The sequence below is a fragment of the Pantoea sp. SORGH_AS_0659 genome, assembly GCF_031453915.1.
In the GTDB taxonomy this organism is placed as follows: domain Bacteria; phylum Pseudomonadota; class Gammaproteobacteria; order Enterobacterales; family Enterobacteriaceae; genus Pantoea; species Pantoea leporis.
In genome coordinates this window covers 217,731-234,087 of sequence record NZ_JAVJAK010000001.1, presented here as the reverse complement: position 1 = coordinate 234,087, position 16,357 = coordinate 217,731, and the positions used below count along the sequence as shown (strand labels likewise).

Genomic DNA, 16,357 nt, shown 5'->3' with positions numbered 1-16,357 from the left:
ATAGATAAAAAACCGGAGACGCGTATGAGCCGCAGCCAGAATCTACGTCAGAACGTGATTAACCAGATGCTGGAAGGCATTGCTAAACGGCATATCCGTTCGCCGTTACCACCGCAGGCGGCGCTGGCCGAGATGTTCAACATCAGCCGCACCACGGTGCGCCACACTTTGCAGCACCTGCATGAGCGCGGCGTGCTGGAAAAGGTGGATGAAACCTACGTTATCGTGCGCGATCCCAGCGAAGAAGATGGTTTTAACGCCCTGACGCCGCCGATCGATCAGCAGGCGCTGCAGTTTGAGCAGGCCTTTTTCAACCTGATTAATCAGCGTCAACTGATGCCGGGCGATACTTTTAGCGAGCTGCAGTTAGCCCAGCAGGTGAAGGTCAGTCCGGTTGTGGTACGTGAATTCCTGCTGCGCTTTATGCGTTATGACCTGCTGGAGCCGGTTAAGCGCGGACAATGGCGCATGAAGAAGTTCGATCAGAAGTATGCCGAGAACCTGTTTGAGCTGCGTGAAATGCTGGAAACCCACGCGTTGACCCGTTTTCTCAACCTGCCCTCGCAGGATGAGCGCTGGATGCAGGCGCGCGACCTGCTGGATCGCCATCGTTCGATGCGTGACACCATCGCCAGCAATTACCGCCACTTCGCCGCGCTGGATAAAGAGATGCACACGCTGATTCTCTCCGCCGCCAACAATCCGTTTTTTAATCAGTCGCTGGAGATTATTTCCGTGATTTTTCACTCGCATTATCAATGGGATGAAACCGATCTTAAGCAAAGAAATATCGTGGCGCTGGAGGAACATATGGCGATTCTGACAGCGCTGATTAGCCGTCAGGATGTCGAAGCGTTATGTGCGCTACACAATCATCTCGGCACCGCCAAGACATCGATGATCCGTTCGATCCGCCAGTACAATTAAAAACCGATTAAAAACCACAAAGCATTAGCTCCCGCACGAATCTGAAACATCTCCGCAACATCCCGATCTGATTGCTTCTAGTCTCGAAGTCTATCCGTTGGGGCAGCACCGTTTTGCTGCCGCAGGATCCCACACAAACGCATAACGATAAGTACCCAGATCCGGGAGGTCGCAATGGAAAATACTTCGGCTCGTGGCCGCGAAAACGCGCCACAACCGGCTGCAGACGGGCAAGATTTTATCCCGGCACGCAGTGACGTGGTGCGCTCGCCGCGCATTAGAAAGATCCAGATTACCGCTATGCTGCTGCTGCTGTTCGCCGCCATGATCAACTATCTCGACCGCAGTTCGCTGTCGGTGGCCAATATGACCATTCGGGGAGAACTGGGTTTATCCGCGACAGAAATTGGCGTGCTGCTGTCGGCCTTCTCGCTGGCGTACGGCTTAGCGCAGCTGCCGTGCGGTGCGCTGCTCGATCGCAAAGGGCCGCGCATCATGCTGGCGATTGGTATGTTCTTCTGGTCGCTGTTCCAGGCGGCCGCCGGTTTGGTGCATAACTTCACCCAGTTTATTTTGGTGCGTATCGGCTTAGGTATTGGCGAAGCGCCGATGAACCCGTGCGGCGTCAAGGTGATCAACGACTGGTTCAACATCAAAGATCGCGGCATGCCGATGGGCATGTTTAACGCCGCTTCGATGATTGGCTTGTCGATTGCGCCACCGATTCTGGCCGCGATGATGATGGTGATGGGCTGGCGCGGCATGTTTATCACTATCGGCGTGCTCGGCATGTTTCTCGCCATCGGCTGGTATCTGATGTACCGCGATCGCGATAACAACACGCTGAGCGGCGAAGAGATTCACTATCTGCAGGCGGGCAGCGTGGCATCGCGCAAAGAGCCGCTGAGTTTTGCCGAGTGGCGCGGCCTGTTTAAGCAGCGCACCATGTGGGGCATGATGATTGGCTTCAGCGGCATCAATTACACCGCGTGGCTGTATATCGCGTGGCTGCCGGGCTATCTGCAATCCACTTATCACCTCGATCTGAAAAGCACCGGTTTACTGGCTGCGATTCCATTCCTGTTCGGCGCGGCGGGCATGCTGCTGAACGGTTATGTGGTCGATGCGCTGGTGCGTCGCGGCCATGATGCGGTGAAGGTGCGTAAGATCTCAATCGTCACCGGCATGCTGCTGTCCGCCGCGTTTACCGCTTTCGTAACGCGTGCCACCGACACCACCAGCGCGGTCACCATGATTGGTATGGCGCTGTTCTGCATCCACTTTGCCGGTACATCGTGCTGGGGTTTGATTCACGCCAACGTCACGGCACGCATGACCGCTTCGGTCGGTAGCATCCAGAACTTCGCCAGCTTCGTGTTCGCCTCGTTTGCCCCGGTGATCACCGGTTGGGTGCTGGATACCACCAAGTCGTTTAGCCTGGCGTTGATGATTTGCGCCGGTGTGACGGTGTTGGGTGCGCTGGCCTATTTGCTGCTGGTGCGTAAGCCGATTACCGATGGGGTTTGAATGGTCGCCAGGAATGGCGTAATACATGTCAGTTAAGCGCAGTGCGACTTTCGTTCGCCTCGTACTGAGGCAGTTGCAGCACCTTCGTGCGGCGACCGAGCAGAGGGCGTCTGGCCACGCCCTCTGCACTCCCAGGCCTTGCGCCAGCCCAACCCGCCGCTTCGCGGTACCTTCACTCATTCACGATTCCTGACGGACCGGCGTCGATTCGCTCCTGCTCAACGCCACCTCTCGCCGCATCCATGCGGCTCGTCCTGGAATCCCTCAATCGTTCAGCGGATTGGGATGTCGCCTCAACACCCTCGCTGCAGCAGCAATGCGTTTTCTTAACTCACAATCGCTATAAGCTCCGTAAAGTCGCCATGCATGGCGACCGGGTGCCTATGAATATGCGCACCGGCAATTGGCGTTATGCCGGGCGGGTGAAAAACTGCGATTCACACTGGCGCGCGATCTCCCACAGCTTGTTGCGAATCACCTGTTTCAGCTGCAGCGTTGATTGCGACTGCGGCTGATCGCGGCGACTGATTAACATCACTTCAAACGGTAGCGGCTGCGCGACCGGCAACAACTTGAGCTGGTCGGCATAACGGCACGCGGTAAACAGATCGACAATCCCGACGCCGCCGCCCGCCAGCACCATATCAGCAATCACCGAATAGGTTTTAATCGACAGCGATACCGCCGGATTGAGCCCTTTATCGCGCAGCGCGCGGTGCAGCACCCGACCAAGCGGATCCTGATTCTGCATCATCAACAGGTTGTTGGCGCACAGCCACTCCAGCGTCACCGGCTCATGGTGGGTGTGATCGCGCGGCAGCAACGCCACCATCGACGACTGAAACAGCGGTTCCGCCAGTAAATCGGCATCCACCTGCTGACCAAACACCAGCGCGAAATCGAGCTGATTATCCATCAGCATGCGGCACAAGGTGCTGAAGTGCTCAGTGACCAGTTCCACGCTGACCGACGCCGCCTGTTGCCGCCAGTTCACCAGCGCGGGTGCTAATACCATCTGACCAAACGCATGCGCAGCACCGACGCGCACCGTTTGCCCCTCGCCGCGCCGCAGCTGCTCGGTCAGTTGGGTAATCGCCTGTAAACGCTGATAGATATCTTCCACTTCCGGCAGCAAGCGCCTCCCTTCTGCCGTCACCACCATGCCCTGCGCGCGCCGCTCAAACAGCGCAAAACCGAGCTGCTGCTCGGCGTGATTAAGCACGCGGCTGACATTCGGCTGCGACACATTTAGCAAACGCGCCGCCGCACTGATGCTGCCGGTCTGCACAATCGCCTGAAAGACTTCGATATGCCGCAGCCGCATGATTATTCGCCCCAGGTGGCTTCAAGCACGCGCAGCCAGTTGCCGTGGCAAATCTTCTCCAGCAGCTCGCGTGAATAGCCGCGTTGCGCCAGCGCCTGCACCAGTAGCGGGAATCCGGCCACGTCCTTCAGATCGCCCGGCATGGTGGCGCCATCGAGATCCGAACCAAAACCGACGCCCTCTTCCCCCACTTTTTCCAGCAGATACTCAACGTGACGCACGATGGCATCGACGCCGGTCGGCGCATGACGATCGCCATCTTCACGCAGGAACGGCACGGCAAAATTGACGCCGACAAAGCCGTTGGTTTCGGCAATCGCCGCCAGCTGGCGATCGGTGAGATTACGCGACTGCGCGCTGAGCACATGCGCGTTGGAGTGGCTCGCCACCAGCGGCGCATCGCTGATTTCCGCGGTGTGCCAGAAGCCTTTCTCATCCATATGCGACAAGTCGACCATGATGCGGCGGCGATTACAGTCGCGCACCAGCTGCTTGCCCGCAGCCGTCAGGCCGTTGCCGATATCTGGCGACGAGGGATAGAGGAACGGCACGCCGTCGCCGAACTGATTCGGGCGGCTCCACAGCGGTCCCAGCGTGCGCAAGCCGCTGGCATACAGCATGTCGAGCAGCTCGCCGTGGGTATCCAGCGCTTCCGCACCTTCGACGTGCATCACCACCGCTAACACCTTGTTCACCATGCAGTGACGAATCTCGCGCACGCTGCGGCAAATCTTCACCTGGCCATTCGAGGCCTGCTCAATGCGCAGCAGCAGCGCCAGCATGGAAAACGTCGCGTCGCGCGCTGAGTTGATAATTTCCTGAGGAAAATCTGCGAGGTCTGGCGCACTTCTTGCAATCAAAGGGTGGGACGGCACCCAGGTGGCGAAAATGCCACCTGCCATATTTCCCTGACGGATACGCGGCAAGTCCATTTGGCCCGTTTTGGTGCCAGTAAAAAAGGCATTAACCGCGTCCGGCTGATGGTGCTGCCACAGCTTATTCAGCACGTCGTTGTGGCCGTCAAAGACCGGAATATCGAGGGTAATCGAGTCAGACATGTTGTTCAGTTCCATGTTCGGGGGAAAGCGCAGCACTGCCAGCTGGCGGAGCAAATTGCACCATAAAAGGGCAAAACCACACGCGTGAAACAAAGGACGTAGAACCGGTATTAATCCTCCGGTGGGTGCCTAAAGTCAAGACAAAAAACAATCAAACGGCAATTTTTTATTTTAATTATCAATAAGTTGGGAGTTTACATGGTTACCAGAAGACGTTTTCTTGCAGGATGCACTGCTGTACCTGTTGTTTCCTACCTCAGCCTGAATGCTTCCTTTGCCGCGACGCCGCCGACCATGCTGGTGATCGCGATGCAGCTCGATAACATCACCAGCCTCGATCCACACGAAAGCTTCGAAGCCACCGGCGGCCAGATCTGCGGCAACCTCTATCAACGTCTAGTCACGCCCGATCCTAAGCAAGCCGATAAAGTGATTGGTCAACTGGCGCAAAGCTGGGACGTCAGCAGCGATAACGGCACTTACACGTTCCATCTCGATCCGGCGGCCAAATTCGCCGATGGTTCGCCGCTTACCGCAGAAGACGTGGCATTCTCGATTGAGCGTATCGTCAAGCTGGATAAGAGCCCGGCCTTTATTATCAACCAGTTCGGCTTTACCAAAGACAACGTGACACAGCGGGTCACCGCGAAAGATGCGCACACCGTGGAGATGAAACTCGGCGCGCCGGCGGCCGAAACCTTCCTGCTCTACTGCTTGTCCGCCACCGTCGGCAGCATCGTGTCGAAGAAAGCCTGTCTGGCGAACCAGCAGAACAATGACTTCGGTAACGGCTGGCTGAAACAGCACAGCGCCGGTTCCGGTGCCTTTACCCTGCGCACCTGGAATGCCAGCGAAACGGTGATTCTGGAGATTAGCCCGCAATATAAAGGCGCCAGCAAAACCAAACGCGTGATCCTTAAACACATCGCCGACCCAGCCGCGCAGGCGCTGATGCTGAAAAAAGGCGATGTTGATGCCGCGTATGACCTCACCACCGAACAGCTGCTGCAGGTGAAAAACGACAGCAGCGTGTCGCTGGTGAATCAGTCGCTGTCGGCCATCATGCTGATGTCGTGCAACACCAATAATCCGTATCTGAAAAAACCGCAGGTGTGGCAGGCGCTGAAGTGGGCGCTGGATTACGACAGCATTCAGAAAAACATTCTGTCGATGAGTTTTGTTACCCATCAAAGCTTCCTGCCGAGCGGCTTCCCGGCGGCGCTGGACGATACGCCATTCCACAAAGATCTGGCGAAAGCCAAAGCGCTGCTGGCCGAAGCGGGATATCCGGACGGTTTCGAAATCACCCTCGATCACTACTCCATGCAACCCTATCCGGACATCGCGCAGGCGATTCAGACGCAATTGGGCGCGATTGGCATCAAAGTGTCCCTTATCGCCGCCGAAAACCGCCAGGTGCTGACCAAGATGCGTGCGCGTCAGCATCAGCTGGCATTGACGGTTTGGGGCGCCGATTACTTTGATCCCAACTCCAACACCGAAGCCTTCTGCGTTAACACCGACAACAGCGATAACGCGCGTGCGCGAACGCTGGCGTGGCGCTGCAGCTGGTCAGACGATGAATTTAACAAACTCACCGAGCAGGCGCTGCATGAGCCGGATCCGACGAAGCGCATCGCGCTCTATCAGCAGATTCAGCAGTTAGGCCGCGAGAAGAGCCCGTTTATTTTCATGATGCAGAAGACCAAAAACGTGGCCACCAGCAAAGCGCTGAGTGATGTCCACATGACCGTGCTGGAGCAGTGGCCGTATGCGCAGGTGAAAAAAGCCTGATGCCGTTACTGAAGAGAATCGTCAGCACCCTGGGAAGCCTGGTGCTGACGCTGTTTGGTCTGTCGGTGTTGACCTTTTTCATTGGCCGCGTCATGCCCACCGATCCGGTGCTGGCGGCGGTCGGTGATAACGCACCGCAATCGGTGGTTGAGCGCGTACGTGTGGAAATGGGGCTGGATCAGCCCCTTTACGTGCAGTTTGGTCACTACCTCAATCAACTGCTGCATGGCGATCTCGGTAAATCAATTCTCACCTCGAATCCGGTGATTACCGATATCGCCCGCTTCTTCCCCGCCACCATGGAGCTGGCAACGGCGGCCATCATCATCGCGGCGCTGGTTGGCATTCCGCTTGGCGTGTGGGCGGCGGTGCGTCAACGTTCGTGGGTCGATCAAACCATTCGCGTGATCTGTCTCGCCGGCCATTCGCTGCCGGTATTTGTGCTGGCGCTGCTGAGCCTGCTGGTGTTCTACGCGGTGCTCGGCATCGCGCCCGGCCCCGGACGACAGGACATCATCTGGCAGGATATGGTGCCGCAGGTCACCGGCTTCCTCACCATTGATTCGCTGCTGGCCGGGGAAACGGACGCCTTCTGGGATGCGCTGGCCCACATGGCGCAGCCGGTGCTGATTCTGGCCTACTTCAGCATGGCCTACATCACACGTATGACGCGCACCTTTATGCTCAACGCGCTGAGCGGCGAGTTCGTGATCACCGCGCGCGCCAAAGGTTTGTCATCACGGCGGGTGATTTGGCGGCATGCGTTTCCCACCGTGGCGGTTCAGCTGGTTACGGTGCTGGCGCTGACCTACGCCGGATTGCTGGAGGGCGCGGTGGTGACGGAAAACGTCTTCGCCTGGCCTGGCATCGGCCAATATCTCACTACATCGCTGATGAACGCCGACATGAACCCGGTGATCGGCGCCACCTTGCTGGTCGGCACCGTGTATGTGCTGCTCAATCAGCTGGCTGATCTTCTCTATCGACTTTGGGACCCGCGCGTAAAATGATCTTCTTCTCACGAGAATGGCTGCTCGATGACACGCCAGCCAATCGCCGCCAGGCGGTGTGGGGCCGGCGTTATCGCCTGTGGCTCAGCCTGCGCAGTAATCCGCTGGCGATGGCCGGATTGCTGGTGGTGGCGGTGATGCTGCTGCTGGCGCTGTTTGCCCCGTGGCTGACGCCGTTCGAACCCGGTATGCAGCATCTGGAAAACCGTCTGGCGGCCCCTTCCGCCGCGCACTGGCTCGGCACCGATGAGCTGGGGCGCGATGTCTGGACGCGCATTATCTACGGCGGCCGCACCACGCTCGGTATGGTGATCGCCGTGGTGCTGCTCACCGCGCCGCTCGGCCTGCTGATTGGCTGCATCGCCGGTTATGCCGGCGGTTTCATCGATAAAGCGCTGATGCGTTTGACCGACATCTTTCTCGCCTTCCCACGGCTGATTCTGGCGCTGGCGTTTGTCGCGGCGCTGAAACCCGGCGTGGAGAGCGCGATTCTGGCGATTGCCCTGACATCGTGGCCGCCGTATGCGCGTCTGGCGCGGGCCGAAACCCTGCAGTTCCGCCACAGCGACTTTATCGCCGCCAGCCGTCTGACCGGCGCTTCGCCGCTGCGCATTATTCTGCGCCACATCATGCCGCTGTGCGTGCCGAGCCTGATTGTGCGCGTCACGCTGGACATGAGCTCCATCATCATCACCGCTGCCAGCCTCGGTTTTCTCGGCATGGGCGCGCAGCCGCCGTCACCGGAATGGGGCACGATGATCGCCACCGCGCGTCGTTTCCTGTTCAGCGAATGGTGGGTGCCATTGATGCCGTGTATCGCGATTTTCCTGACGTCATTGGCGTTCAACTTTCTCGGCGACGGTCTGCGTGACGTGCTGGATCCTAAGGAGCGCTAAATGTTGGTGGAAATTGAGAACCTGCGCGTTGCCTTCCGCTCGCGCAGCGAAACCGTTGAAGCGGTGCGCGGCGTGAGTTTTAGCGTTGGCCACGAGAAGTTTGCCATTGTCGGCGAAAGCGGCTCCGGCAAATCATTGACCGCGCGCAGCCTGATGCAGCTACTGCCGGGCAACGCGGAAGTGAGCGCCGACGTGCTGCGCTTTGACGGCATCGATCTACGCGGTGCCAGCGAGAAAGTGCTGCGCAAAATTCGCGGCAAGCGCGTCGGTTTTATCCTGCAGGACCCGAAATACTCGCTCAATCCGGTGATGACCATTGGCCAGCAGATTGCCGAAGCCTGGCGCGAGCACAAAGGCGGCAGCCACAAAGCGGCGATGCAGGCGGCGATTGAGCTGCTGGAGCAGGTGAAGATTCGCGACCCTGAAGCCGTGGCGCAACGCTATCCGCATGAAGTCTCGGGCGGCATGGGCCAGCGCGTGATGATTGCCATGATGCTGGCGCCCGATCCGGAGCTGTTAATCGCCGATGAACCCACCAGCGCGCTGGATGCCACGGTGCAGGCGGAGATCCTTAAGCTGATTGATGAGCTTGTGTCGGCGCGCGGCATGGGGTTGATTCTGATTAGCCACGATTTGCCGCTGGTGTCGCACTTCTGCGATCGCGTGGCGGTGATGTACGCCGGCCGCATCGTTGAGCTGCTCGATGCCGGGCAGTTGCAGCAGGCGCAGCATCCCTATACGCGCGGTTTGCTGGCGTGTTTGCCGTCGTTGCGCCATCCGCGCGAACGTTTACCCGTATTGCAGCGCGATGCCGCGTGGCGAGAATAATTTATGATTCAAATCGATAACCTGCGCATCAACTTCGGTGCGCACACGGCGGTAAAAGATGTCAGTTTCTCGGTCGGTAACGGCGAAAGCTTTGGCCTGGTCGGTGAAAGCGGCTCAGGCAAATCCACCATCCTGCGCGCGCTCGCCGGACTGAATGCCGACTGGCAAGGCAGCATGCTGTTTGGTGGCATGCAGCTCAGCGCCAAACGCAGCCGCGCCTTCTATCGTCAGGTGCAGATGGTATTTCAGGATCCGTTTGGTTCGCTGCATCCGCGCCAAACCATCGATCGCATCCTGCACGAACCGCTGCTGGTGCATCAGCTTGATCGCGCCGAACAGCGCATTAGCCAGGCGTTAAGCGAAGTGGGGTTGCCCGCGTCGGTGCGTTTCCGCTATCCGCATCAGCTGTCGGGCGGCCAGCGTCAGCGCGTGGCGATTGCGCGCGCGCTGATCGCTGAACCGGAAGTGCTGCTGCTGGATGAGCCGACCTCGGCGCTGGATGTGTCGGTGCAGGCCGAAATCCTCAATTTACTCAGCGATCTCCGCAGCGAGCGCAAACTCACCTACATTATGGTGACGCATAACCTCGCGGTGGTGACGCACCTGTGCCAGCGCATTGGCGTGATGCAGAATGGCGAGATGGTGGAGCAGCTAAGCGCCGACGATCTGCGCGCGCGGCGCATCCAGCATCCGCATACCGCCCAACTTTTCGATCTCAGCATGACGCTGGAGGAACCGGCATGACCGCTTACTGGCAACGCGCCGCGGATGTCGCACAACAGATCACTGAAAGCTGGCAACAGCCAGGCGCGCCGGGCGGTGCGATGATCCTGTTTGATGCGCACCAGATTCACTCAACGCACTGCGCCGGATTGGCTGATTTGGCGCAGCAAACGCCGTTCAGCGCCGATAGCGTGGTGCGTTTCGCCTCCATCACCAAACATCTGTTTGTCGCGCTGGTGACCGGACCGGGACGCCGCTATCTCAAGCTCGACGATCCGCTGGTGCAGCATCTGCCGCAGCTGAGCGGCGCCAACGGCCAGATCACCGTCGGCCAGGCGCTGGATATGAGCAGCGGTTTGCCGGACGTGCGTGAAACCTTATCGCTGCTGGGATTGTCGGTGTACAACGCCACCCACGCCGACGACCTGCTGGATTTTGTCGCGCGCGAAGGCGATCTCAACTACACGCCCGGCAGCGAAATCTCCTATACCAACACCGGCTATCGGCTGGTTGAAGAGGCGCTGAAAGCCAAAGGCGTGTTATTCAATGACCTGCTGCAGCAGTACATCTGCGATCCGCTGGATATCAACCTGATTGCGCCGGAAAGCTGGTTCGATATTGTGCCCGGTTTAGTGCCCGGCTACTGGCAAAACGGCGCGCTGTGGCAGCTCTCCAGCGCCGGTTTGCATCTCTCGGCATCGGGTAGCGTCACCGGCAGCCTGCATCATCTGACGCGCTGGCTGCAAAGCCTGTTGGCCGATAGCGGACCAGGCGCGGGCGTGCTGCAGCGCCTGAGCGCGCCGCGTCATCTCAACGATGGTCGCACCAGCGGATACGGTTTGGGCATCACCAGCTCGACGCTTGGCAGCCAGACGCTGTTCGGTCACGGCGGTTCGCATGCCGGTTATAAGAGCTATTTCCTGCTGCATCCGGAGCTGAAAATCGGCGTGGCGTTGGTCGCCAACCGCGAAGATGTCACCACGTCGGAAAGCGTGCTGCGCGTGATGGCGGCGCTGCTCAATCGTGCGTTACCGGAGAAAGGACACGATTTAACGCCCGGACTTTACGTGGCGGAAGACGCCGCCGACTGGCTGGAAATCAAAGGCACGACCGCCACCTGGCTCGGCGCAGGCGAAACCTTGTGGCGTGACGATGTGCACGGCACGGCGGTGTCGCTCTCCAGCACTTTCCCGATGCAACTACGCCATGCTGGCGCGGCGATTGTGGGAGAGATTGGTCATGCCGCCCGACGCTTTGTGCCGGTGCAGGCCGATCAGGCCAGCCTCGATCATCTGCAGGGCCGCTGGTTCGCGCCGCAGTGGCGCAGCGAGTTGGTGATTGAGGGCGACAGCTTAATCATGGGCATCGGCCCGGCAGCGATTCGTGCGCGTTTGCAGTCGCTGGGCAACGATCGCCTATTAGCTACCGCGCAGGATGGACCGTGGGAGAAGCGCTTCGCGATTGCGCGCGAAGGTGACACGCTGCGGCTGCTGTTGAACCGCAGCCGCGTGGTGCGCTTTTTACAGACAGCACGCCCTAAATAATTCGAGTTGCAGCAAGGCGGCAAGTGGGTGAATCCCCAGGAGCTTACATCAGTAAGTGACTGGGGTGAGCACACGTAGCCAACGCAGCGGCGGCTCGAAGTATGACGGGCGCTAAGCCACGTAATGATGTAAACGACCGATTTTCTCGATTTCGACTTCAATCTCATCGCCGGGGAACATAAACAGCGGTGGCGTGCGTTTTTTACCGACGCCGCCCGGTGAACCGGTGATGATCACATCGCCTGGCGACAGCGGGCTGAACGCGGAGATGTACTCAATGATCTTCGCCACCGGATGCACCATGCTGGCGGTGGTGTCGTTCTGCACTTCGCGCTGATTGAGCCAGGTTTTGATCGCCAGCTGCTGCGGATCGGGGATCTCGTCAGCGGTGGTCATCCACGGTCCGAAACCGCCGGTCTGCTGCCAGTTTTTCCCGGCGGTGAACCAGGTAAACTGCATGTCGCGCACCGTGGCATCCATAAAGCAGCTGTAGCCCGCAACGTGCTGCAACGCATCGGCGGCTTTCACCTGATAGGCCGCTTGGCCGATGATCACCGCCAGTTCACCTTCGTAATCAAATTCCTGCGTGGTGATGGGTTTCAGCAGCGGCTGCTGGTGCGCCGCCAGCGAATCCGCGAAACGCACAAACAGCGTCGGCGCTTCAAGGGTCTCGGCAAACTCTTTGCGTTTGTCGGCGTAGTTCATGCCAACGCAGAACACTTTGCCAGGATTTTCCACCACCGGCAGGAAGCGAATGGCGCTAAACGGGTGATCAATCGGCTGGGACACATAGGCGTCGAGATCGCTTAACGCGCCGCGTTGCAGCAAGGTTTTCAGGTCCGGGCAGTCAGCGCCAAGACGCAAGCCGATATCAATCACGCCCTCTTGCTGCACAATACCGTAACTTTTTCTTTGCTGGTCAATAAGATAAAAACTGCAGAGCTGCATGACTGCCTCGTTGTTATATATAAATTGCGCGCAGGTTAGCAAAATTCAGCAGGAAATGCGGACCGACCTGATGAAAATCACGACTGCGTGCTCGCCAGATAAGAGAAGGCGCTCAGCAGGCTAATCAACGTGTTCATGTCGTCCGCGCGATAGCCAACGGTGACCGCGTCAATGCGCGTCACGCCGGGGATCAGGCTGAACAGATCCGCCAGTACCGGTTTGCTGGCTTGCAGCTGCATCTCATAGGGCGCGCTCAGGCGCGTGGTGCTGACCTGACGTTTGCGTTGCACGGCGGCCGTCGCGGCAGCGCGAATGGCATTTTGCGCTGCCTGCGGGCTAATGGATTCTGCGCAGGTGTGCGAGATGGCGCGTTTCACACAGACGTAATCCACCGAGGGATAATGCTCGGCAATCCAGCCTTTAAGCTGGTCGTCGCCGCTCACCAGCCACAGCGGCGTGCCCTGTTCAGCAGCGGCTGCGGCGTAGATGTCGCTTTCGCCCATCACCTTGCCGTTGATGTGAATGCGCCAGAACGCACGGCCGTTAATGGTGTGCGCCAGCACGCCCGGTTCACCCGCCGCGCTGTGATAGCCGATAAAGAACAGGCCATCAAATGGCTGCTGCTCAATGCCTTCTACCATCGATAAGCCGCGCGGTTTGCCCTGCACCATGCGCGCGCGGGGATCGATATTTTCCGCACGCAGGTTGGTCATCTGCGCGTGGCTGTCGGCCACCACCACTTCCGTTGCGCCGCCAGCAAAGGCGCCATCGATCGCGGCGTTAACTTCCTGTTCCATCAGTCCGCGTGCCAGTTGGTATTCGGCGTGGCCGGGTGAACACTGTTCTGGTCGCATCACGCCGGCGATGCCTTCGATATCGGCTGAGATAAAGATTTTCATCAACTTAATTTATCCAATACTTCCGTTAACGACGGCCGATGATGGCCGCGAAAACCGGTGACAGATTCGGCGCTGAGTAAGGCATCCAGCACCGCGTGTTCGGTGGCATCGGCGGCGGCGGCGAGCAGTGGCTCCAGCGCCGCATCTTCCGGCGGTTGCGGTTGTGGCTGGGTGGAAAATGCCACCGCGATATCGCCCGAACCGTGGCCCCAATAACTGCCTAGTCGTCCCAAACCGGCACCGGCGCGTTTGGCGACGCGCTTCAGCTGACGTGCATCGAGCGGCGTATCGGTCGCCATAATAATGATGATGGAACCGGCATCGCGCTGCGGCGTCAGTTCCGGCAGCAGCGGCGCGATCATTTCACCCAGGCGTACGCCATCCAGCGTCAGCGCGGTTAACGCGCCAAAGTTCGCCAGCACCAGCACGCCCAGCGTGGCGTTAAGCGACGGAATACTGCGCGATGCCGTGCCAATGCCGCCTTTCAAACTGAAACAGCTCATGCCGCGCCCGGCACCGACGCTGCCGCGATCAAAATCTGCCGTGGCGTCATAGAGTGCTTGCTGCGCCATCGCTTCGGTGATCGCCAGCGCCTGAATATCGTTAAGCCAGCCGTCATTGCACTCCAGCGCCAGCGGATTGACCGTGGGCAAGCTGCGGCCCAACTCGCGGTTGCGGCTGATGGCATCGCGCACCAGCGTGGTAAACAGCGTGCCAACCGCCAGCGTGTTGCTCAGCAGAATCGGCGTTTGCAGCACGCCTAACTCTTCAACCTGCACCAGGCCAACCGGCTTGGCGAAACCGTTAAACACCGCCGCCGCACAAGGTAGCGGCTGGGTAAACAGATTGTCGCCCGGCGGCACAATCGCGGTAACGCCGGTTTGTCGCTCGCCGTCAGCTAGCGTGTAGTGACCGACGCGCACGCCCGGCACATCGCTGATGCGATTGGTTGGCCCGCTGGCGCTGCGCGGTTGTCCCAGCTGACGCTCGTTGCGCCAGCGTTGCAGCAGCAGGTCGCGCTGCAGTTGTTGAAAGTCCATGCTTAGCTCTTCAGTTTAGGATCGAGCGTGTCGCGCAGCGCATCACCCAGCAGGTTAAACGCCAGCACGGTAATAAATATCGCCAGACCCGGAAACACGCTGACGTGCCACAAGCCCGCCATCATCATGCTGCGGCTCATCGCCAGAATATTGCCCCACTCCGGCACATCGGGTTCCGGGCCGAGGCCGATAAAACTCAGCCCGGCGGCGGTCAGAATACTGGTGCCGATACGCATCGTGAAATAGACAATCACGTTTGACAGCGTGCCCGGCAGAATATGGCGCAGCAGAATCACGCGATCCGGCGCACCGGCGCAGCGCACCGCTTCAACATAAGCTGCCTGTTTCAGCGACAGCGTAGAAGCACGCACGATACGGGCAAATACCGGCACGCTGAAGATGGCCACCGCAATGATGACGTTGTTGAGCCCCGGACCGAGAATCGCTACCACCGCAATCGCCAGCAACATGCCGGGAAAGGCGAACAGCACGTCGGAGCCACGCATAATCAGCATATCGATCCAGCGTCCGTAATAGCCCGCCAGCAAACCCAGCAGCACGCCCACCACCATGCCGAGCGTTACCGACAGCACGCCAACGTACAGTGAGATGCGTGCGCCAAAGATGATGCGGCTGAACAGATCGCGACCCAGTTCGTCGGTGCCCATCCAGTGCGTGCTGGACGGCGGCGATGACAGCGCCATCCAGTCCGGCGCCATCGGATCCCACGGCGCTAGCCAGGGTGCAAAGATGGCCACCAGCACCAGCAGCAGCACAAAGCCGCCGGAGACCAGCGCCAGCGGATTACGCACCAGCGCGTGCAGGAAATCACGCCACGGCGAACGGATCGCCTCCTGCGCGTGGGCAGGCAGAGATTGCAGACTCATCAGGGCTCCTGTCGCAGGCGAATTGCTGGGTTGACCGCTGCATACAGCAGATCGACCAGCAGGTTAATGACGATAAATTCAAACACGAACAGCATTACTAATGCCTGGATCACCGGCTGATCCTGCGCCTTGATCGACTCGATCAACAGCCAGCCCAATCCCGGCCAGTTGAACACGCTTTCGACCACGATCGATCCGCCGAGTAAGAAACCGAATTGCAAACCGAGCATGGTGATCACCGGGATCAACGCGTTACGCATCACGTGTTTCCACGTTACCAGCCGATTGCGCAGCCCTTTGGCTTTGGCGGTACGCACGTAATCTTCCTGCGCCACTTCGAGAAACGCCGAGCGGGTGAAGCGCGCCATCACCGCTGCCACCGAAGAGCCAAGCGTGATAGCGGGTAATACGATGTCGCTGGGCTGGTTAAAGCCGCTGACGGAGAACAGGCCAAACGGCATGGCGACGAACTGGATCAGCAGCAGACCGAGCCAGAAAGTGGGCATGGAGATGCCGCCGACGGCGACGCTCATTAAGGTCCAGTCCTGCCATTTACCGCGTTTCAGTGCGGCAAATACGCCGAGGAATAAGCCCAGAATCACCGACCAGGCAAACCCGGCCAGCGCCAGCCACAGCGTCGGCATAAAGCCCTGTTTGATCACGTCCAGCACCGGCTGTTGGGTGCGATAAGTGACGCCCAGATCGCCACGCAGCAGGCCGCCGATCCAGTTGATATATTGCTGCGGCAGCGGATCGTTAAGTCCGAGATGCTGACGCGCTGCTTCCACCGCGGCCAAAGGCGCATCCGGTCCGGCATAGATACGCGCCGGATCGCCAGGCAGCAGTTTGATGAAGCCGAAGACCAGCAGCGAGACCACCAGCAATACGGGGGTCATCTCCAGCAGTCGGCGAATGATGTATGCGAACATGCGGTTCCTTTATTTTTTGGGAT

General features: G+C 59.1%; 15 protein-coding genes. 8 read left to right on the top strand and 7 right to left on the bottom strand.

From position 1 onward, the window contains the following. Positions 1 to 24: 24 nt before the first annotated feature. Positions 25 to 927 (top strand): GntR family transcriptional regulator, encoded by a 903-nt coding sequence (locus tag Q3H59_RS01155; RefSeq protein ID WP_309832727.1) that lies wholly within the window; start codon positions 25 to 27, stop codon positions 925 to 927. Positions 928 to 1,101: 174 nt separating this feature from the next. Continuing rightward, positions 1,102 to 2,454 (top strand): MFS transporter, encoded by a 1,353-nt coding sequence (locus tag Q3H59_RS01150; RefSeq protein WP_309832726.1) that lies wholly within the window; start codon positions 1,102 to 1,104, stop codon positions 2,452 to 2,454. A 409-nt stretch (positions 2,455 to 2,863) separates the two neighbouring features. Here the strand turns inward: Q3H59_RS01150 and Q3H59_RS01145 are convergent, their stop codons facing one another. Both Q3H59_RS01145 and Q3H59_RS01140 read right to left on the bottom strand, forming a co-directional pair. Next, positions 2,864 to 3,778 (bottom strand): LysR family transcriptional regulator, encoded by a 915-nt coding sequence (locus Q3H59_RS01145; protein WP_137386723.1) that lies wholly within the window; start codon positions 3,776 to 3,778, stop codon positions 2,864 to 2,866. 2 nt (positions 3,779 to 3,780) lie between these two features. After that, positions 3,781 to 4,836: a dipeptidase gene (locus Q3H59_RS01140; protein WP_192415468.1), complete on the bottom strand. Its 1,056-nt coding sequence runs from the start codon at positions 4,834 to 4,836 to the stop codon at positions 3,781 to 3,783. Between the two features lie 198 nt (positions 4,837 to 5,034). Here Q3H59_RS01140 and Q3H59_RS01135 point away from each other — a divergent pair, with 198 nt between their 5' ends. Genes Q3H59_RS01135 through Q3H59_RS01110 form a run of 6 tightly spaced genes read left to right on the top strand, consistent with a single transcriptional unit; the run spans position 5,035 to position 11,631 of the window. Further along, a complete protein-coding gene (locus Q3H59_RS01135) occupies positions 5,035 to 6,630 on the top strand; it encodes an ABC transporter substrate-binding protein (protein WP_309832721.1) in 1,596 nt (531 codons plus the stop codon). Beyond that, entirely contained in the window at positions 6,630 to 7,640 is a 1,011-nt protein-coding gene (locus tag Q3H59_RS01130) for an ABC transporter permease (RefSeq protein ID WP_309832719.1), read from the top strand. The genes Q3H59_RS01135 and Q3H59_RS01130 overlap by 1 nt, the downstream gene beginning before the upstream one ends. Continuing rightward, a complete protein-coding gene (locus Q3H59_RS01125) occupies positions 7,637 to 8,536 on the top strand; it encodes an ABC transporter permease (RefSeq protein WP_061719814.1) in 900 nt (299 codons plus the stop codon). The genes Q3H59_RS01130 and Q3H59_RS01125 overlap by 4 nt, the downstream gene beginning before the upstream one ends. After that, complete coding sequence (locus Q3H59_RS01120; protein WP_192415463.1) at positions 8,537 to 9,364, top strand: ABC transporter ATP-binding protein; 828 nt, start codon at positions 8,537 to 8,539, stop codon at positions 9,362 to 9,364. It begins immediately after the preceding gene. 3 nt (positions 9,365 to 9,367) lie between these two features. Then, entirely contained in the window at positions 9,368 to 10,108 is a 741-nt protein-coding gene (locus Q3H59_RS01115) for an ABC transporter ATP-binding protein (protein WP_110867700.1), read from the top strand. After that, positions 10,105 to 11,631, top strand: coding sequence for a serine hydrolase domain-containing protein (locus Q3H59_RS01110; RefSeq protein ID WP_309832712.1), 1,527 nt, complete (start codon positions 10,105 to 10,107; stop codon positions 11,629 to 11,631). The genes Q3H59_RS01115 and Q3H59_RS01110 overlap by 4 nt, the downstream gene beginning before the upstream one ends. A 111-nt stretch (positions 11,632 to 11,742) precedes the next feature. Here Q3H59_RS01110 and Q3H59_RS01105 read toward each other — a convergent pair whose 3' ends face one another. From Q3H59_RS01105 to Q3H59_RS01085, 5 genes are all read right to left on the bottom strand, one after another. Then, complete coding sequence (locus Q3H59_RS01105; protein ID WP_309832711.1) at positions 11,743 to 12,579, bottom strand: fumarylacetoacetate hydrolase family protein; 837 nt, start codon at positions 12,577 to 12,579, stop codon at positions 11,743 to 11,745. Between the two features lie 77 nt (positions 12,580 to 12,656). After that, positions 12,657 to 13,478 carry a M55 family metallopeptidase gene (locus tag Q3H59_RS01100; RefSeq protein ID WP_176972561.1) on the bottom strand — a complete coding sequence of 274 codons (822 nt, stop codon included), beginning with the start codon at positions 13,476 to 13,478 and terminating at the stop codon, positions 12,657 to 12,659. Further along, positions 13,478 to 14,518 (bottom strand): P1 family peptidase, encoded by a 1,041-nt coding sequence (locus Q3H59_RS01095; protein ID WP_309832707.1) that lies wholly within the window; start codon positions 14,516 to 14,518, stop codon positions 13,478 to 13,480. The genes Q3H59_RS01100 and Q3H59_RS01095 overlap by 1 nt, the downstream gene beginning before the upstream one ends. 2 nt (positions 14,519 to 14,520) lie before the next feature. After that, on the bottom strand, positions 14,521 to 15,405 hold the full coding sequence (locus Q3H59_RS01090; protein WP_007891891.1) for an ABC transporter permease subunit: 885 nt from the start codon (positions 15,403 to 15,405) through the stop codon (positions 14,521 to 14,523). Further along, positions 15,405 to 16,334 (bottom strand): ABC transporter permease subunit, encoded by a 930-nt coding sequence (locus tag Q3H59_RS01085; RefSeq protein WP_309832704.1) that lies wholly within the window; start codon positions 16,332 to 16,334, stop codon positions 15,405 to 15,407. Before Q3H59_RS01085 ends, Q3H59_RS01090 begins: the two co-directional genes overlap by 1 nt. Positions 16,335 to 16,357 lie beyond the last annotated feature (23 nt).